General features: G+C 73.5%; 20 protein-coding genes. 12 read left to right on the top strand and 8 right to left on the bottom strand.

Features of this window, described 5'->3' with window-relative positions:
- The first annotated feature begins 16 nt into the window (after window positions 1-16).
- A complete protein-coding gene (locus tag OG332_RS11950; RefSeq protein WP_327413438.1) occupies window positions 17-748 on the top strand; it encodes a class I SAM-dependent methyltransferase in 732 nt (243 codons plus the stop codon).
- Window positions 749-982: 234 nt separating this feature from the next.
- On the opposite strand, the gene OG332_RS11945 is transcribed toward OG332_RS11950, so the two are convergent.
- Genes OG332_RS11945 through OG332_RS11935 form a run of 3 tightly spaced genes read right to left on the bottom strand, consistent with a single transcriptional unit; the run spans window position 983 to window position 3,971 of the window.
- Window positions 983-1,969, bottom strand: a complete 987-nt coding sequence (locus tag OG332_RS11945; RefSeq protein WP_327413437.1) for an acyl-CoA dehydrogenase family protein — start codon at window positions 1,967-1,969, stop codon at window positions 983-985.
- On the bottom strand, window positions 1,969-3,114 hold the full coding sequence (locus OG332_RS11940; RefSeq protein ID WP_327413436.1) for an acyl-CoA dehydrogenase family protein: 1,146 nt from the start codon (window positions 3,112-3,114) through the stop codon (window positions 1,969-1,971). Before OG332_RS11940 ends, OG332_RS11945 begins: the two co-directional genes overlap by 1 nt.
- Window positions 3,114-3,971, bottom strand: a complete 858-nt coding sequence (locus OG332_RS11935; protein WP_327413435.1) for an enoyl-CoA hydratase — start codon at window positions 3,969-3,971, stop codon at window positions 3,114-3,116. Before OG332_RS11935 ends, OG332_RS11940 begins: the two co-directional genes overlap by 1 nt.
- Before the next feature lie 46 nt (window positions 3,972-4,017).
- Here OG332_RS11935 and OG332_RS11930 point away from each other — a divergent pair, with 46 nt between their 5' ends.
- The 6 genes from OG332_RS11930 to OG332_RS11905 all read left to right on the top strand — a co-directional run bounded on the left by OG332_RS11930 (window position 4,018) and on the right by OG332_RS11905 (window position 9,058).
- Window positions 4,018-4,206, top strand: a complete 189-nt coding sequence (locus tag OG332_RS11930; RefSeq protein ID WP_327413434.1) for a hypothetical protein — start codon at window positions 4,018-4,020, stop codon at window positions 4,204-4,206.
- Window positions 4,203-4,985: an SDR family oxidoreductase gene (locus OG332_RS11925; protein ID WP_327413433.1), complete on the top strand. Its 783-nt coding sequence runs from the start codon at window positions 4,203-4,205 to the stop codon at window positions 4,983-4,985. Before OG332_RS11930 ends, OG332_RS11925 begins: the two co-directional genes overlap by 4 nt.
- Window positions 4,986-5,000: 15 nt before the next feature.
- Window positions 5,001-5,639 carry a TetR/AcrR family transcriptional regulator gene (locus tag OG332_RS11920; RefSeq protein WP_327413432.1) on the top strand — a complete coding sequence of 213 codons (639 nt, stop codon included), beginning with the start codon at window positions 5,001-5,003 and terminating at the stop codon, window positions 5,637-5,639.
- Window positions 5,640-5,662: 23 nt separating this feature from the next.
- A complete protein-coding gene (locus OG332_RS11915) occupies window positions 5,663-6,820 on the top strand; it encodes an acetyl-CoA C-acetyltransferase (RefSeq protein WP_327413431.1) in 1,158 nt (385 codons plus the stop codon).
- Window positions 6,821-7,067: 247 nt separating this feature from the next.
- Complete coding sequence (locus tag OG332_RS11910; RefSeq protein ID WP_030707191.1) at window positions 7,068-7,274, top strand: cold-shock protein; 207 nt, start codon at window positions 7,068-7,070, stop codon at window positions 7,272-7,274.
- Between the two features lie 101 nt (window positions 7,275-7,375).
- Window positions 7,376-9,058, top strand: a complete 1,683-nt coding sequence (locus OG332_RS11905) for a DEAD/DEAH box helicase (RefSeq protein WP_327413430.1) — start codon at window positions 7,376-7,378, stop codon at window positions 9,056-9,058.
- Window positions 9,059-9,115: 57 nt separating this feature from the next.
- Here the strand turns inward: OG332_RS11905 and OG332_RS11900 are convergent, their stop codons facing one another.
- The 5 genes from OG332_RS11900 to OG332_RS11880 are packed head-to-tail and all read right to left on the bottom strand — an operon-like array spanning window position 9,116 to window position 13,512.
- The gene (locus OG332_RS11900) at window positions 9,116-10,051 is read right to left on the bottom strand and encodes a tyrosine-protein phosphatase (protein ID WP_327413429.1); all 936 of its coding nucleotides are present in this window, start codon (window positions 10,049-10,051) and stop codon (window positions 9,116-9,118) included.
- A 30-nt stretch (window positions 10,052-10,081) separates the two neighbouring features.
- Window positions 10,082-11,155: an NAD(P)H-dependent flavin oxidoreductase gene (locus OG332_RS11895; protein WP_327413428.1), complete on the bottom strand. Its 1,074-nt coding sequence runs from the start codon at window positions 11,153-11,155 to the stop codon at window positions 10,082-10,084.
- Between the two features lie 4 nt (window positions 11,156-11,159).
- Entirely contained in the window at window positions 11,160-11,906 is a 747-nt protein-coding gene (locus OG332_RS11890) for a CoA-transferase subunit beta (RefSeq protein ID WP_327413427.1), read from the bottom strand.
- The gene (locus OG332_RS11885) at window positions 11,903-12,766 is read right to left on the bottom strand and encodes a CoA transferase subunit A (RefSeq protein WP_327413426.1); all 864 of its coding nucleotides are present in this window, start codon (window positions 12,764-12,766) and stop codon (window positions 11,903-11,905) included. The genes OG332_RS11890 and OG332_RS11885 overlap by 4 nt, the downstream gene beginning before the upstream one ends.
- Window positions 12,763-13,512, bottom strand: a complete 750-nt coding sequence (locus tag OG332_RS11880; protein WP_327413425.1) for an enoyl-CoA hydratase family protein — start codon at window positions 13,510-13,512, stop codon at window positions 12,763-12,765. Before OG332_RS11880 ends, OG332_RS11885 begins: the two co-directional genes overlap by 4 nt.
- Window positions 13,513-13,568: 56 nt before the next feature.
- Here OG332_RS11880 and OG332_RS11875 point away from each other — a divergent pair, with 56 nt between their 5' ends.
- From OG332_RS11875 to OG332_RS11855, 5 genes are all read left to right on the top strand, one after another.
- Complete coding sequence (locus OG332_RS11875) at window positions 13,569-14,333, top strand: SDR family oxidoreductase (RefSeq protein WP_327413424.1); 765 nt, start codon at window positions 13,569-13,571, stop codon at window positions 14,331-14,333.
- A 1-nt stretch (window position 14,334) separates the two neighbouring features.
- Complete coding sequence (locus tag OG332_RS11870) at window positions 14,335-15,246, top strand: SDR family oxidoreductase (RefSeq protein WP_327413423.1); 912 nt, start codon at window positions 14,335-14,337, stop codon at window positions 15,244-15,246.
- 82 nt (window positions 15,247-15,328) lie between these two features.
- Complete coding sequence (locus OG332_RS11865; RefSeq protein ID WP_327413422.1) at window positions 15,329-15,772, top strand: VOC family protein; 444 nt, start codon at window positions 15,329-15,331, stop codon at window positions 15,770-15,772.
- A 245-nt stretch (window positions 15,773-16,017) separates the two neighbouring features.
- Complete coding sequence (locus tag OG332_RS11860; RefSeq protein ID WP_327413421.1) at window positions 16,018-16,275, top strand: 2Fe-2S iron-sulfur cluster-binding protein; 258 nt, start codon at window positions 16,018-16,020, stop codon at window positions 16,273-16,275.
- 93 nt (window positions 16,276-16,368) lie between these two features.
- Window positions 16,369-17,631 (top strand): Gfo/Idh/MocA family protein, encoded by a 1,263-nt coding sequence (locus tag OG332_RS11855; protein WP_327413420.1) that lies wholly within the window; start codon window positions 16,369-16,371, stop codon window positions 17,629-17,631.
- Window positions 17,632-17,934 lie beyond the last annotated feature (303 nt).

The raw sequence follows: 17,934 nt of genomic DNA, 5'->3' as shown, positions 1-17,934 counted from the left end.
CGAAAACAATGGACGCATGACGACACGCGCCCGTTCCTTCGATTCCGCAGCAGCTCTGTACGCCGCGAACCGGCCCGGCTACCCGCCGGCCCTGTTCGACGCCCTCGAGGAGCTCGCCGGGCGGCCGCTCGCCGGGGCCTGCGTCGCCGACGTAGGGGCGGGGACCGGGATCGCCACCGCGCTGCTGCACCAGCGCGGGGCCGAGGTCGTCGCCGTGGAGCCCGGGGACGGGATGGCCGCCGAGTTCCGGCGGGCGAACCCCTCGATCCCGCTCGTGCGCGGGGACGGGGACCGGCTGCCCCTGGCGAGCGGCGCGTTCGACCTCCTCACCTACGCCCAGGCCTGGCACTGGACCGACCCGGCCCGCTCCGTCCCCGAGGCCCGCCGGGTGCTGCGCCCCGGCGGCGCGCTCGCCGTCTGGTGGAACGACACGGACTCCGGCGTCCCGTGGATCGCCGAGCAGGAGGAGCGGCTGCGCGTCTTCTTCCGGGCCGCCGAAGGGGTGAACGGCCACCGCACCCTGCCGGAGGGGCTGGGCGAGTTCACCACGCGCACCGTGCGCTGGTCCCGCCGCATCACGCTCGACGCCCACCTCGCCAACCTCGCCAGCCACTCCGCCTTCCTGGTCCTCGGCGAGTCCGGCACCCGGGAGTACTTCGCAACGGAACGGGAGCTTCTGGCCCCGCTCTTCCCGGACGGCACCGTCGAGGAGCAGTACGTCGTGACCCTCAACCTCACGCGGGTGTGACGGGCCCGGCCGGCCGGAGCGCAGCAGCCCCGGACGACACCCGGCCCACCGGTTCCGCCAAGGTCGGGTGTGTGCCGGGCGCTCCCCGCAGGGCGCCGAACGCCATCCCCTCGGCCCTCCGCCCCCCCCCGCCACGTTCGGCGTCCGAGGAGACGCCCCGGCGCGCGCCCGACCCCACCTCTCCCACAGGCCCCGGCCCGGCACGAGCGGCGCAGCCGACCGGTACGCCACCCCCTACCCCGCCCGCGACCGCAGGACCTCCGCCCGGCAGGCCGACGGCGTTCCCCACGCGTCCCGCAGCGGGCGGGCCTTGCGCAGCCACAGGGACAGGTCCAGCTCCTCCGTGTAGCCGACCGCGCCGTGCAGCCGGAGCGCCGTCATCGCCGCCCGGTAGCACGCTTCGCCGGCCGACAGCTTCGCCGCCGCCACGTCGGCCGGGGACAGCGACAGGGCGGCCGCCCACAGCAGGGGCCGGGCGAACTCCAAGGCCAGCAGGGTGTCCGCCAGGCGGTGCTTGACCGCCTGGAACGAGCCGATCGGCGTGCCGAACTGGGTGCGCTGCTTCGCGTACTCCACCGTGCGCGCCAGCAGTGCCTCGCCCACGCCGAGGCACTGGGCCGCCGTCAGCAGCCGTGCCCACCGCCCGGCGACCCCGGCCGCCGCCGTGACGGCGGGACCCGCCGCGAGCACCGCCCCGGCCGCCAGGGGGCGGGAGAGCCTGCGGGCCGGGTCGAGGGAGGCCAGCCGTTCGCCCACGATGCCGTGGGTCAGATGGAGTCGGCCCTCCGCCGACACCGTGAAGCAGTGCGTCACCGCGTCCGCGTCCAGCGCGTACGGGCTCCCGCCCGGCAGGGTCAGGGTGGCCGAGCTCTCGCCCGAGGCCAGTCCCGGAAGGAAGAGCTTGGCCAGGGACTCGTCGCCCAGCTCGGAGAGCAGTACGGAGGCGGCCGCGCTCTCCACCGCCGGCCCCGGCACCCCCGCCCGCCCCAGCTCCACGAAGCCCAGGGCCAGTTCCAGTGGCAGCAGGCCCGCTCCGTCGTACGCCTCCGGCACGGCCAGCGCGAACAGGCCCGTCTCCGCCAGGCGGGCCCACACCGACCGCCCGGGGTTCAGGTCGCCGGCCGCCCAGGCCCGTACCGCCGCCGGCACCTCGGCCGTCCCCAGCAGGGAGCGCAGCGTACGGGCGAAGTCCGACTGCTCGTCGGTCAGCAGGAAGCGCATCAGCGGCGGCCCTTCGGCAGGCCGAGCAGCCGCTCGGCGATGATGTCGCGCTGGATCTCGTTCGTCCCCGCGTAGATCGGTCCGGCCAGGGAGAAGACCCACGGCTCGGCCCACTCGCCCTCCGCGAGCTCCGCGTCCGCGCCCAGCAGGTCCAGCGCCGTCTCGTGCAGGGCGACGTCGTACTCCGACCAGAACACCTTGTTCAGGCTGGACTCGGCGCCGATCGTCTCCCCCGCCGCGAACCGGGAGGCGCTGGCCCAGGTGAACAGCTCATAGGCGCGCGCCCCGACCACCGCGTCCGCCACCCGGTCCCGCAGCGCGGTGTCGGAAGGATCCCCCTGCGCCCGCCACAGCCCGGTCAGCCGGTCCGCCGCCGCGAGGAAGCGGCCGGGGGAGCGCAGGGTCAGCCCCCGCTCGTTGCCGGTCGTCGACATCGCGATCCGCCAGCCCTGCCCCGGCTCCCCGATCACGTCCTCGTCCGGTACGAAGACCCGGTCCAGGAAGAGCTCCGCGAAGGCCGGCTTGCCGTCGAGACGGCCGATGGGCCGCACCGTCACCCCCGGCGACCGCAGGTCGAACATCAGGTACGTCAGCCCCTGGTGCGGTTTCGGGGTGTCGGGGCCGGTGCGGAAGATGCCGAAGGCGCGGTCCGCGAAGGCCGCCCGCGAGGACCAGGTCTTCTGCCCGGACAGCAGCCAGCCGCCCTCCGTCCGCACCGCCCGCGACGTCAGCGAGGCCAGGTCCGAGCCCGACTCCGGCTCCGACCAGGCCTGCGCCCAGATCACCTCGCCGCTCGCCATCGACGGCAGCACCCGCGCCTGCTGCTCCGCCGTCGCGTGGTCGAGGAGGGTGGGGGCGAGGAGGTTGATGCCGTTCTGCGAGACCCGGCCGGGCGCGCCCGCCGCCCAGTACTCCTCCTCGAAGACCAGCCACTTGACGATGTCCACGCCGCGGCCCCCGTACTCCTCGGGCCAGGACACCACCGACCAGCGGTCCGCGTGCAGCAGGGCCTCCCACTCCCGGTGCGCCGCGAAGCCCTCGGCCGTCTCCAGGGAGGGCAGCGGCCGCGCCGGAACGTGCCCGGCCAGCCAGGCGCGCGCCTCGGCCCGGAACTCCTCGACGTCCGGCGTGTGTGCGAGCTCCATCAGTGGTTCGCCTCCTTCATCACGGCGCCCTTCATGGCGGACACGTCCATGCCGCCGAGCGGGTCCGCGGCCGTCTCCGCGTTGTGGGCGTGCGCCAGGTGGTGCAGGCCGAACACCGAGTCCATGCCGGTGTGCAGCCCCTGGAGGTCCTCGGCCTGGTTGACGGCCCGCTTGGTCAGGGCCAGTCCGAAGCCGGGCATCTCGGCGATCCGCAGTGCCAGCACGTCGGTGGCCTGCGTCAACTCGGCCCGCTCCACGACCCGGTTGACCATGCCGACCTCGTACGCGCGCCGGGCGGGCATCCGGTCTCCGGTGTAGAGGAACTCCTTGGCGATGCGCGGCGGCATCGCCCACGGGTGGGCGAAGTACTCGACGCCGGGGATGCCCATCCGGACGACCGGGTCCGCGAAGAAGGCGTCCTCGCTCGCCACGATCAGGTCGCAGACCCAGGCCAGCATCAGCCCGCCCGCCACGCAGGCCCCGTGCACCGAGGCGATCACCGGCTTCGGCAGCTCCCGCCAGCGCCGGCACATGCCCAGGTACACCTCCGACTCGCGCGCGAAGCGGGATTCGGCGCCCGCCCGGCCGGAGTGGTCCCACCACAGGCCGGCCCGCCGCTCGAAGGGGAGATGGGCGTCGCGCTCCGGGGTGCCGATGTCGTGGCCGGCGGAGAAGTGCTCCCCGGCCCCCGCCAGGACCACCACCTTGGCCTCGGGGTCGTCGGCGGCGCGGTAGAAGGCGTCGTCCAGGGCGTAGGTCATGGCGCTGTTCTGCGCGTTGCGGTAACGGGGGCGGTTCATGGTCACGTACGCGACCGGGCCGCGCCGCTCGTACAGCACCGCCGGGGTTTCGGGCATGCGGGGATCCTTCCCTAACAAGTGTTTGGTAGGTTAACGTACGGCCATGAGCAGCGTCGAGGAGTTGCGCACCGAGGTCCGGAGTCGGCTACGGGCCCACCCCACCGGCACGCCAAGCTGCACCGGGCCCGCCGGCACCGCGACCTCCGACACGGTCTACGCGGGCTCGGACGAGATCCGGCGCACCCTCATCGCCGAGCGGATCCTCGGCCTTCCCAAGGAGGTACGGGCGTGAGCACCCCCGACTACGTCCCCGGACACGGACTGCTGAAGGACCGCACCGCCGTCATCACCGCGGCCGCCGGGGCCGGCATCGGCGGGGCCACCGCCCGCCGCTTCCTGGAGGAGGGCGCCCGCATCGTCATCGGCGACGCCCACGCCCGCCGCCTGAAGGAGACCGAGGACGCGCTCGCCGCGGAGTTCGGGGCCGACCGCGTCGCCTCCCTGCCCTGCGACGTCACCGACGAGAACCAGGTCGCGGCCCTCTTCGCGCTCGCCGAGCAGACCCACGGCCGCCTCGACGTCGTCGTCAACAACGCCGGACTCGGCGGTACCGCCGCCCTCGTCGACATGACCGACGAACAGTGGGGCAAGGTCCTCGACGTCACCCTGAACGGCACCTTCCGCTGCACCCGCGCCGCGCTGCGCTCGTTCAAGGCGTCCGGCGGGGGCGGGGTCGTCGTCAACAACGCCTCCGTCGTCGGCTGGCGGGCGCAGACCGGCCAGGCCCACTACGCCGCCGCCAAGGCCGGGGTGATGGCGCTGACCCGCTGCGCGGCCCTGGAGGCCGCGGAGTTCGGCGTACGGATCAACGCGGTCGCCCCGAGCCTGGCCATGCACCCGCACCTGGTGAAGGTCACCAGCGAGGAGCTGCTGGCCGAACTCACCGCCCGCGAGGCCTTCGGCCGCTACGCCGAACCCTGGGAGGTCGCCAACGTCATCGTCTTCCTGGCCAGCGGCTATTCGTCGTACATGACGGGCGAGACCGTGTCGGTCAGCAGCCAGCACGCCTAGGCCGAGAATGGACGCGTGCCAACGAACCAGCCGAACCAGCCGACACCCAAGAAGAAGCCGCAGGTGACGGCCTCGCCCGAGCGGCGCCGCGAACTCCTCGACACCGCCGCCGAGGTCTTCGCGGCGCAGGGGTACAACGCCACCACCGTCCGCAAGATCGCCGACGCCGCCGGCATGCTCGCCGGCAGCCTCTACTACCACTTCGATTCCAAGGAATCGATGCTCGACGAGATCCTCTCGGCCTTCCTCACCGAACTGTGGCAGGGGTACGACACCGTCCTCGCCGCGGGCCTCGGCCCCAGGGAGACCATCGAGGCCCTCGTCACCGAGTCCTTCCGGGAGATCGACCGGCACCGCGCCGCCGTCGCGATCTACCAGAAGGAGTCCCGGACCCTCTCCGCGCAGCCCCGCTTCCACTACCTGTCCGACTCGCAGCAGAAGTTCGAGAAGGCCTGGCTGGGGACGCTGGAGCGGGGGGTCTCCGCCAAGGTCTTCCGCGCCGACCTCGACATCCGCCTCACCTACCGCTTCGTGCGCGACACGGTGTGGGTGGCGGCGTCCTGGTACCGGCCGGGCGGACAGCACAGCCCCGAGGAGATCGCCCGCCAGTACCTGTCGATGGTGCTGGACGGGATCGCCCTACGCCCCACGTGACCGATCCGATCCGAGGAGTCCCGATGCCCGAGGCCTACATAGTCGATGCGGTGCGCACCCCCGTGGGGCGGCGGGGCGGCGGACTGTCCGCCGTCCACCCGGCCGACCTGGGCGCGCACGTCCTGAAGGCGCTGGTCGAGCGGTCCGGGGTGGACCCGGCCGCCGTGGAGGACGTGGTGTTCGGCTGCCTCGACACGGTGGGGCCGCAGGCGGGCGACATCGCGCGGACGGCCTGGCTGGCGGCGGGCCTCCCGGAGGAGGTGCCCGGGGTCACCGTCGACCGCCAGTGCGGGTCCTCGCAGCAGGCCGTGCACTTCGCGGCGCAGGGGGTGCTCTCCGGGACCCAGGACCTGGTCGTCGCCGGCGGCACCCAGAACATGTCGATGATCCCGATCGCCTTCGCCTCGCGGCAGGCGGCCGAGCCGCTGGGCCTCACCGAGGGCCCGTACGCGGGATCGGCGGGCTGGCGGGCCCGGTACGGGGACGCCCCGGTCAACCAGTTCCACGGCGCCCAGCTGATCGCGCAGAAGTGGGGCATCACCCGTCGGGACATGGAGGAGTTCGCCCTCCGCTCCCACCAGCGGGCGCTGCGCGCGATCGACGAGGGGTGCTTCGCCCGCGAGACGGTGGCGTACGGGGACGTGGCGGTGGACGAGGGCCCCCGCCGGGACACCACGCCGGAGAAGATGGCCGCCCTCAAGCCCGTCGTCGAGGGCGGCACCATCACCGCAGCCGTCTCCTCCCAGGTCTCGGACGGCGCGGCGGCCATGCTGATCGCCTCCGAGCGGGCCGTACGGGAACACGGCCTGCGGCCGCGGGCCCGCATCCACCACCTCTCGGTCCGGGGCGAGGACCCGATCCGCATGCTGTCCGCGCCGATCCCGGCGACGGCGTACGCGCTGAAGAAGACCGGCATGTCGCTGGCCGGCATCGACCTGGTGGAGATCAACGAGGCCTTCGCCCCGGTGGTGCTGGCCTGGCTCAAGGAGACCGGGGCCGACCCGGAGCGGGTCAACGTCAACGGCGGCGCGATCGCCCTGGGACACCCCCTCGGTGCGACGGGCGTGAAGCTGATGACCACGCTCCTGCACGAGCTGGAACGCACCGGAGGGCGCTACGGCCTCCAGACGATGTGCGAGGGCGGCGGCCAGGCCAACGTGACGATCATCGAGCGGCTGTAGCCCGGGCCCGGCGGGGCCCCGACACCCCCGGCGGGGGCCGGGGTCCCGCCGGGAGTTTTCACGCGGACGACGCAGGTCACACGTCTGCGGTCACATCCCCGCACGGAGGTGTGCTAGCTTAGAGCTCGTTGCAGTTGTGGTACCCATGAACTTTATGTGCGCCTGACGGGAATGCTCCGCAGGCGCTTTTATTGTTTTGCCGGAATCTCCGGATGGGGCCCTTTGCCGCCTATTCAGGAGATTCAAAATGGCACTTGGCACCGTGAAGTGGTTCAACTCGGAAAAGGGCTTCGGCTTCATCGAGCAGGACGGTGGCGGCCCGGACGTCTTCGCCCACTACTCGAACATCGCCACCCAGGGCTTCCGTGAGCTCCAGGAGGGTCAGCGCGTCTCCTTCGACGTGACCCAGGGCCAGAAGGGCCCCCAGGCGGAGAACATCCTCCCCGCCAACTAAGTACGTCAGCTTGCCGGGGTCCGCACCGTGAGGTGCGGGCCCCGGCTTGTCTGCTGTCTCGACCTTTGTTTTACCTGCCGGTTTCAGGAGGGCTTTCTCGCATGACCCAATCCAGCTCCGCACGACCCAGCCGCCGCCCCACCCGGGGCCGAGGTGCGGCCCAGGGGCGTCCGAAGGCTGGCGCGGGACGGCAGAAGTCCGCCCCCGTTGCCAGGCCCCAAGAATTCACCATGCCCGAACCGCTGACCCCGGCGCTCCCGCCGGTCGCCGCGTTCGAGGACATGGACATGCCCGAGGCGCTGCTGAAGACCCTCGCCGCCCAGGGCGTCACCGAGCCGTTCCCGATCCAGGCCGCGACGCTGCCGAACTCGCTCGTCGGCCGTGACCTGCTCGGCCGCGGCCGTACCGGCTCCGGCAAGACGCTGGCCTTCGGCCTGGCGCTGCTGGCCCGTACCGCCGGCCACCGCGCGCAGCCGAAGCAGCCGCTCGCCCTGGTCCTCGTACCGACCCGCGAGCTCGCGCAGCAGGTCACCGACGCCCTGGCCCCGTACGCCACGGCCGTCAACCTGCGCATCGCGACCGTCGTCGGCGGCACGTCGATCAACCGGCAGTCCGGCGCCCTGCGCCGCGGCGCCGAGGTGCTCGTCGCCACCCCCGGCCGCCTGAAGGACCTCATCGACCGTGGTGACGCGGACCTCTCGCAGGTCTCGATCACCGTCCTCGACGAGGCCGACCAGATGACCGACATGGGCTTCATGCCGCAGGTCACCGCGCTGCTCAAGCAGGTCCGGGCCGACGGCCAGACCATGCTCTTCTCGGCGACCCTCGACAAGAACATCGACAAGCTCGTGAAGATGTTCCTGCACGACCCGGTCGCCTTCTCCGTCGACCCGTCCGCCGGCGCGGTCAGCACGATGGAGCACCACGTCCTGTACGTCATGGACGAAACCGACAAGAAGGCCGTGGCGACGCGTATAGCCGCTCGCGACGGCCGGGTGATCATGTTCGTGGACACCAAGCGCGGGGTCGACCGCATGGTCAAGAAGCTCCTCGCGGACGGCGTCCGCGCCTCCGGCCTGCACGGCGGCCGCTCCCAGCCGCAGCGCAACCGCACCCTGGACTGGTTCAAGACGGGCGAGGTCACCGCACTGGTGGCGACGAACGTCGCGGCGCGCGGCATCCACATCGACGACCTCGACCTCGTCGTCAACGTGGACCCGCCCACCGATCACAAGGACTACCTGCACCGCGGCGGCCGCACCGCCCGCGCCGGCGAGTCCGGCAGCGTGGTCACCCTGGTGCTGCCCGACCAGAAGCGGGACATGACCCGTCTGATGTCGGACGCCGGGATCTCCCCGCGCACCGCACAGATCAAGTCCTCCGACGAGGAGCTGTCCCGGCTGACCGGCGCCAAGGAGCCCTCGGGCATCCCGGTGGTGCTGGACGTGCCGCAGCCGACCGCGCCGAAGCCGCGCAACGGGTCCGGCTCGGGCTCGGGCTCCGGCTCGCGCCGCCGGTCGGGCGGGCCGCGCACCGGCTCCGCCACGGGCGGCGCCCCGGCCGCCGGCGGCCGCGGCCGCCGTTCCGGTGGCAGCGCTTCCGGGCAGGCCCCGGCGGCCTCCGGGTCGGGCCAGGCCCGCCGCGGCGGCCAGGGCGGCGGCGGGGCCGCCGGCTCCGGCGAGCGCGGCCGGCGTACCGGTGGCGGCGCCACCGGTGGTGCGGCCGCGGCGTCCGCGCGCAGCCGGGTCGGCTCCGCGGGACAGGGCCGCCGCCGCGCGGTCTGACCGTACGGACTCCACGCCGGGCAGTGCATCACGCACTGCCCGGCGTCGTCGTCTCCGCTAGCGGACCATCTTGTTCTGGAGCTTCGCCAGCGTCCGCAGGTCCAGGCCGAGGCCCTGCGTCAGGTAGCCGTAGAAGCTGCCGTAGTCGGCCTCCATCCGGGTCGCCGCGGCGTCCAGGTAGTCCTGGCGGACCTCCTGGAGCGGGATCAGCAGGTCGGGGTTCTGCATGCGCCCCGACTGCTTGAGGCCCGCCCGCACCCGGGCGTCGTAGGCGGCGCGGAAGGTGTTCGACGCCAGGTAGTCGCGCTCGGCGGTGTCCTCGGGGACGGCCAGCGCGCGCAGCAGGACGTAGCTCGTCCAGCCGGTCCGGTCCTTGCCGGAGGTGCAGTGGTAGAGCATCGGCCCCTGGGAGCCGTCCGCGACCTCCCGCAGGGTCGCCGCGAACTGCGCCCGGTTCTCGGGGCTGGTCACGAAGGTCCGGTAGATGTCGCGCATGTAGGCCTCGGCGCGGCCGCCGCCGAGCATCTGCTCCTGTGTGACGGGGTCGCCGCTGGCGATCGCGCCGACGAGGGTTCCGTAGAGGCCGAGGTCGCTGACCGGGCGGGAGGTGGGGGCGAGCCCGGACGGCAGCCGGTCGGCGCCGTCGTACTGGAGCTCCATGGGGATGCGGAAATCGACGACCTTCGTGAGGCCGAGACCGGAGACGGTGGTGACGTCGGCGTCGGTCAGCTTGCTCAGTGCGTCGGAGCGGTAGACGAGCCCCTGGCGGACCGTGCCGCCGGTCCAGGTGCGGTAGCCGCCGATGTCGCGGACGTTGACGGCGCCTTGGAGGGGGATCTGACGGATCGTTTCTGCTTGCGGGTGGGACTGGTGGTGCCGGGCACTGACCCCGGCTCCGGGCGCCGCCGCCGCGTGCGCGGAGGCGGGCAGGGTCCCGATGGCGAGAGCGGCGGCGGCCGCCGCGGTCGCCAGGCGGATTCGGGCACGGCTCATGGGGGCGACTCCTGTGACGGAGAAGGGGGATCACCCTGGTGGTGGCAGGGTGCGGAGCGAGTGCAGTGCTTCGAGTGCCTGTTGTGCCTCGGCCATGACCCGGGAGACGAGCTCCGCGCAGGACGGGAGATCGTCGATCACCCCCGCGACCTGGCCCGATGCCATGACGCCGAGGTCCGTACGGCCCTCGACCATGGACGCCTTGAGGAGCATCGGAGTGTTCGCGGCGAGCAGGACCTGGCTCCAGGACAGGTCCTTGCCGTGTTTCATCGCGAGGCCGTCGCGGACCATCTGCGGCCAGCTCAGACCGGACAGCTTCCGGAAGCCGGCCGCGTGCCGGACCGCCCGGGCCAGTGCCCGCGTGCGGCCCGCCCGCTCCAGGGAGTCGACCAGCGCCGTGCGCAGCATCCGGTGCGGCAGCCCGTCCACGGCGGTGGTGACGGTGACGTCCTTGACGGTGGCCTTCAGGTACTCGGCCTTCACCGCGTCCGGGACGGTGGAGTCCGAGGTCAGCAGGAAACGGGTGCCCATGGCGATGCCCGCGGCCCCGTACGACAGGGCCGCGACCAGGCCGCGGCCGTCGCTGAAGCCGCCCGCCGCGACCACCGGGATGTCCACGGCGTCCACCACCTGGGGCAGCAGCACCGTCGTGGCCACGTCCCCGGTGTGGCCGCCGCCCTCGCCGCCCTGCACGATCACCGCGTCGGCGCCCCAGGCCGCGACCTTCTCGGCGTGCCGCCGGGCCCCGATCGACGGGATGACGACCACACCCGCCTCCTTGAGCCGTCCGATCAGCTCCTTGGAGGGCGCGAGCGCGAAGGAGGCGACCCGTACCCCCTCGTCGATGATCAGCTGGGCGCGCTCGGCCGCGTCCCCGGCGTCCGCGCGCAGATTGACCCCGAAGGGAGTGCCCTCCGGGACCCGGGACCTGACCTCGCGGACCGCCGACCGCAGCTGGTCCACGGTCATCGTCGCCGAGGCCAGGATCCCCAGCGCCCCCGCGTTCGCCGCGCCCGACACCAGGCGGGGGCCGGCGACCCAGCCCATGCCGGTCTGCACGATCGGGTGCTCGACGCCGACCAGCTTGGTGAATGCCGTCTCCATCGGATCAGCCCCGCACTTCGCGCTCGCGCAGCCCCTTGGGGTCGATCACCTCGCGGATCAGCCGCAGCTCGTCCGCCGTCGGCTCCCGGGTGTACGGGACCTCCTCGGCGGCGGCCAGCTCGAACCCGGTGGCCGCCCGGACCTCCTCCACGGTGACCCCGGGGTGCACGGAGACCAGCCGCATCGCGTGGCCGGGGCCGCCGAAATCGAAGACGCCGAGATCGCTGACCACCCGGGGGAGGCGGTGGAAACGGGTCACCCCGGCCGCCTCGGCCCGGTCGTAGCCGACCCCGCTGACCATGTCCACGCGGTCGACGAAGACCCGGGTGGAGTGCTTGGGGATCCAGTAGCTCACCGGATTGTTCAGGGTGTTGACGGGGGCGCCGCGCACCCCGAGGAGCTGGCGGGCCGGCCGCTCCCAGTCGCCGATGCAGGAGATGTTCTGGTTGCCGTAGCGGTCGATCTGGCTGGCGCCCATCATCACGTGGCGCCTGCCGCCGGTGACCATGGTCAGGTGGCGCCGGTACGGGAGCCAGCCCTCGGCCGTGCCGTCGAGGCCGACGAGCAGGGCCTCGCCGTCGGTCAGGAGCAGGTCGGGGGAGAAGGTCCGCTTCGCGAGCCGGGCCCCGAAGGAGGGGATCAGGCCCATCGGGCTGGCGAGGACCTCGCCGTTGTCGCGCCAGGCCTCGGCGCAGGCGATCACGCAGTGTTCGGCGCGGGTGACGGTCGCGGTGGTCGGCGTGGTGGTCACGGCTGCTGCTCCTCGTGCCAGGTCCGTACGGCGGACTGGTAGTCGTGCTCGCCCGCCCCGGAGAGGAAGCGCTCGGCGAACTCGGGCCAGGGGGTGGTCGCGTAGAGCTCCTGGAAGGGCTCGTCGCGGCCGTAGTCGGGGACGCAGGAGGTGAAGTGCGCGCCGTTCGGGGTCTCCACGACCCCGGTGACCGAGTGGCGGCTGACGAGCAGGGACTGCGGGGGGCCGGCCTTGGCGAGCTCGGCGGTCTCGACGAGCTGCTCGCAGGAGACGTAGGCGGCGTCGGCGGCCTCGCAGAGGAGGTCGTCGAAGTAGGGGTCCGGGCCCAGGTACTGGGCGTTGCCGAGGCGGTCGGCCCGGTTCAGGTGGACCAGGGCGGCGTCCATGCGCAGGGCGGGGACGGCGACGAGCTCCTCGCCGTCGGCGTAGGGGGAGGTGACCGTGCGCAGCTCGGGGTTGACCCGCATCACGTCGGAGCCGAGGCCGGCGCGGACGGGGAGGAAGGGGAGCCGGTTGGCGGCGGCGTGCAGGCCCCACATGAACATGGCCTCGTCGAGCTCGGTGAGGGTGAAGGCGGCGCGCTCGCGGGCGGCCCGGAAATGGGGCTCCAGCGGGATGGAGTCGAGGGTGGCGAAGGGGGCGACGAGGTGGCGGATGCGGCCGGCGGCGGCCAGCAGGCCGACGTCGGGGCCGCCGTACGAGAGCACGGTGAGATCGGCGATCTCGGAGCGGAGCAGCGCCCGCACCAGGGCCATGGGCTTGCGCCGGGATCCCCAGCCGCCGATGCCGATGGTCATGCCGCTGCGCAGCTGTCCGACCACCTCGTCGGGGGTCAGTACCTTGCCCGTCCTGTCGGTCATGCGCGCTCTCCCTTCCCGAAGGCGTCGCGGACCCGGTCGGCCACTCCGCTGAGGTTGGCCTCGAAGGTGAAGCCCTGCTCGAAGCGGTAGCTGCGGCGCACGTCCACGGGGTCGATCCCGTTGATGGCCGCCTTGGCCAGCCGGATCAGGTAGCCGTCCTTGCGCGCGATCTCGGCGGCCAGTTCCAGGGCGGCGGAGCGCAGTTCGGCGCGCGGGACCACCTTCCAGACCGAGCCGTGCGCCTGGAGTTCGGCGGCGGTTGCGGTGCGCGAGGTGTAGTACAGCGCGCGCATCAGGTGCTGCGGGACCAGCCGGGCCAGGTGGGTGGCGGCGCCGAGGGCGCCCCGGTCGAGCTCGGGGAGGCCGAAGGTGGCGTCGTCGGAGGCGACGATCGCGTCGGCGTTGCCGACGAGGCCTATGCCGCCGCCCAGGCAGAAGCCGTTCACGGCCGCGACGACCGGCACCTCGCACTCGTAGACGGCGGCGAAGGCCTCGTAGCAGCCCCGGTTGGCGCCGATGAGGGCGGTGTGCCCGGTGTCGCGCTGCATCTCCTTGATGTCGACCCCGGCATTGAAGCCGCGGCCCTCGGCGGCGAGGACGACGCAGCGGACCTCGGGGTCGCGGCCTGCGCCGCGGACGGTGTCGGCGAGGTCGTACCAGCCCTGCACGGGCAGCGCGTTGACGGGCGGGAAGTCGACTGTGACGAGTGCGATGCCCTTGTCCGGGCTGGAGGTGGAGACACCCATGAGCGGATCAGCTACCTTTCCACCAAACATTTGTTAGGCGAGGAAGGTAGCAGCCTATGGAGCTCGACGGGAGGGTTGTCGTCGTCACCGGGGGAACCCGGGGCGTCGGCGCCGGGATCGCCCGGTCGTTCCTCGCGGCCGGCGCGGAGGTCGTCGTCTGCGCCCGGCGGCCCCCGGAGGAACCGGTCTCGGCGGGCGGCCGGAAGGCCTCCTTCACCGCCGTCGACCTGCGCGATCCCGCCGCCGTGCAGGACTTCTTCGGCGCGGCCGCGAGGCGGTACGGGCGCCTCGACTGCCTGGTCAACAACGCGGGCGGCACCCCGTACCGGCTGCTGGGGGAGGGCGAGGCGGAACGCCACGCGCGGGTCGTCGAGCTGAACCTGGTGGCGCCGATGACGGCCTCCCTGGCGGCGTACCCGTGGCTGCGGGAGGCCCGCGGCTCGGTGGTGATGATCGGCAGCGTCAGCGGCACCCGGCCCTCGCCGGGGACGGCGGCGTACGGGGCCGCGAAGGCCGGCCTGGAGAACCTGGCCCGGTCCATGGCCGTGGAATGGGCGCCCGGGGTACGGGTGAACTCGCTGGTCCTGGGCATGGTGCGGACCGAGCTGGCGCACCTGCACTACGGGGACGAGGCCGGGGTCGCGGCCGTGGCCGCGACCGTCCCGCTCGGGCGGCTGGCGCAGCCCTCGGACGTGGGGGAGGCGGCGGTGTTCCTGGCCTCCGGCCGGGCGGCGTACGTGAGCGGGGCGAGCCTGCTGGTGCACGGGGGCGGGGAGCGCCCGGCCTTTCTGGATGCGGCGACTGTGAACAAGGAGAGCTGAGATGGCGGGACTGTGCGAGGGCCGGGTCGTGGTCGTGACGGGCGCGGGGCGGGGGCTGGGCCGGGCCCATGCGCTGGCCTTCGCGGCCGAGGGGGCGCGGGTCGTCGTCAACGACCTGGGGGTGGGGCTGGACGGGCTGCCGGGGCCGGACGGCCCGGCGGCGCAGGTCGTCGCCGAGATCGGGGCACTGGGCGGGGAGGCGGTGGCGCACGGCGGGGACATCGCGACCTCCGAGGGCGCGGCCTCCCTCGTGGAGACGGCGCTCGGCGCGTTCGGACGCCTCGACACCCTGGTCAACAACGCGGGGTTCCTGCGGGACCGGATGCTGGTCAACCTGGACGAGGACGACTGGGACGCGGTCATGCGGGTCCACCTGAAGGGGCACTTCCTGCCGCTGCGGGCGGCGGCCGCGTGGTGGCGGGCGGAGGCGAAGGCCGGCCGGCAGACGGCGGCCCGGGTGGTCAACACCTCCTCGGGCGCCGGGCTGCTGGGCTCGGTCGGCCAGGGCAACTACAGCGCGGCCAAGGCCGGGATCCTCGGCCTCACGATGGTCGCGGCGGCGGAGATGGGCCGCTACGGGGTCCAGGTCAACGCGATCGCCCCGGCGGCCCGGACCCGGATGACGGAGGAGACCTTCGCGCAGACCATGGCCGCCCCGGAGGAGGGCGGCTTCGACGCGATGGCCCCGGAGAACGTGTCCCCGCTGGTGGTGTGGCTGGGCTCCGACGCCTCGGCCGGGGTCACGGGCCGGGTCTTCGAGGCGGAGGGCGGCCGGATCACGGTGATGGAGGGCTGGCGGCCGGGCCCCACGGCCGACCGGGACTCCCGCCGGACCCCCGCGGAGGCGGGCGAGACCACGCTGAAACTCCTCGCCGCGGCGCAGGCTCCGCTGCCGGTGTACGGCGCGCGGTAGCGGTCCCGGTCCGGTCCCGGCGGCGGGGGCGGAGGCTAAGGTTCCTGCTCCGGGACAAGCGCCGAAGGGACACGAACCGACGATGGCCGTCACGCCGACCCCGCAGAAGATCACCACGTTTCTGATGTTCGAGGGGCGGGCCGAGGAAGCCATGGGCTTCTACGTCTCGCTCTTCGACGACGCGCAGGTGCTCGCCATCAGCCGCTACGGCCCCGACGAGACCGGACCCGGGGCCGGGCCCGAGGGAACCGTGCGCCACGCGACCTTCTCCCTGGCCGGCCAGCAGTTCATGTGCATCGACAGCCCGGCCAAGCACGCGTTCGGCTTCACGCCCGCCGTGTCGCTGTACGTCCAGTGCGAGGACGAGGCCGAGATCGACCGCCTCTACGGCGCGCTCGCCGAGCAGGGCCAGGAGCTGATGCCCCTGGGCTCGTACGGATTCAGCCACCGGTTCGGCTGGGTGAACGACCGCTTCGGCGTCTCCTGGCAGCTGAACGTCGCGGCCCCGCCCAGCGCGGGCGCGTGACGGGCCGGGCTCAGGAGCCCGCGCCTCCCGGCCGGGGCTGGTCCAGGCCCGGCACCCCCCGGGCCGAGTCCCCCTACGCCCGGAACGGCACGCAGGGTTCGGCCCCGGGGCCGACCCGGCGGTAGACCTCCGGCGCGACGGGGCCGCACACGCGGCCCCACGCGCGCGGCGGCGTCGACCGGGCCGATCCCCGTACGCCGCCGGGCCCGCCCGCGGCCGGGGCAAAAGCCCGCACCACCGCCGAGGTGGAACTCGACGGGACCCGGCACACCGTTCCCCGGCCCGACGGGACCCCGCTGCTCGACGCGCTGCTCGCCGCGGGCCTGCCGGCCCCGTACTCCTGCCGGGAGGGCGCCTGCAGCGCCTGCTGCTGCCGGGTCGTCGAGGGCGAGGTCGTGACGACCCGCAACGAGGTCCTCGACGAGACGGACCCGGCCGAGGACCACGTCCTGGCCCGCCAGGCCCTCCCGCTCGGCCCCGCGGTGCGGATCACGTACGGGTGAAGGGGGGTGTCGGGCAGGACGCGCGGCCGCTAGCTTCTCCGGGGAAAGCGCTTGCTGCGCGCGGCAATCGGTCCGGGAAGCGGGGCTGGGCCCATGTCCGACACCATCACGCTCGCCGTCGTCGGGGCGGGGGACCGGGGGAGCGGCTACGCCGGATGGGCCCTGGCTCATCCGGAGCGGGCCCGGGTGGTCGCGGTCGCCGAACCGCGCGCGCCCCGGCGGGAGCGGCTCGCCGCCGCCCACGGCATCGACGCCCACCACGTGCTCGGCGACTGGCGGGAGCTGGCCGCCCTCGGGCGGATCGCGGACGCGGTGCTCGTCTGCACCCTGGACCGCGACCACCTGGAGCCGGTCCTCGCGTTCGCCGCGCTCGGCTACCACATCATGCTGGAGAAGCCGATGGCCCTCACGGAGGACGAGTGCCGGCGCATCGTCGACGCCGTCGAGCGGGCGGGCGTCATCCTCTCCGTCGGGCACGTCCTGCGCTACACGCCCTACACGCGGACCCTCAAGGACGTCGTCGACTCCGGCCGGATCGGCGACGTCGTGAGCGTCCAGCACCTGGAGCCGGTCGGCTTCTGGCACCAGGCCCACTCGTTCGTACGGGGCAACTGGCGGCGCGCCGACGAGGCGACGACCATGCTGATGGCCAAGTCCTGCCACGACCTGGACTGGCTCCAGTACGTGCTGGGGCGCCCGCCCGTACGGGTCTCCAGCTTCGGCCGGCTCTCCCACTTCCGGCCCGAGAACAGGCCGCCGGGTGCGGCGGACCGCTGCCTGGACTGCGCGGTCGAGCCGGACTGCCCGTACTCCGCCGTGCGCGAGTACGGCGACCGGCTGGCCGACGGCCGCCACCGCTGGCCGCTGAGCGTGCTGATCGACGAGTTCACGCCGCGAGCCCTGGAGGCCGCACTGCGGGAGGGGCCGTACGGGCGGTGCGTGTACGCGTGCGACAACGACGTCGTCGACCACCAGGTGGTGGCCATGGAGTTCGACTCCGGGGCGACGGCCACCTTCACCATGACCGCCTTCACCGAGCGGGCGGACCGCCACACCCGGATCTTCGGAACCCGCGGCGAACTGCGGGGCGACGGCCGCAGCATCACGGTCTACGACTTCCTGACCCGCGCCGAGGAGCAGGTCGCCATCGGCGCGGGCGGGCCGATGGACGCCGCGGGCGGGCACGGCGGCGGCGACGCCGGCCTCATGGACGCCTTCGTCGCCGCCGTCGCCACCGGCGACCCGGGTCTGGTCAGGTCCGGCCCACAGGAGTCACTCACCAGCCACCTGACCGTCCTGGCCGCCGAACGGGCCCGCTGCTCCGGCACGGTGGAGCCGGTCGGGCCGCCGCTCTAGGAGGCACAACGAAGCGGGCCCGGCCCCCTGGCGAGGGGTCGGGACCGGGTCTTCGTTTCCTGCGGTGGGATATGACTACCCGCTACATCCACTCGCTGAACCGCAGTCAGCCCAACATGTTGTCCATCGCCTGTTCCGAGACCGCCGGCTCCGGGTCCCGGGGCCGTGCGGCAGAGGCCGCCCGGACCCGTCCCGGCCCGGACAGCTCGCCCACACCGCCCGCCCCCGAAACCGGGCCTCGTCACGGACGGGACGGCCGGGTGCTCCGCGAGGACGGCGCGCCGATCGCCGGCCTCCACGCCT

Source organism: Streptomyces sp. NBC_01233, assembly GCF_035989305.1.
In the GTDB taxonomy this organism is placed as follows: Bacteria; Actinomycetota; Actinomycetes; order Streptomycetales; family Streptomycetaceae; genus Streptomyces.
This window is presented reverse-complemented; position numbering and strand designations above follow the sequence as displayed.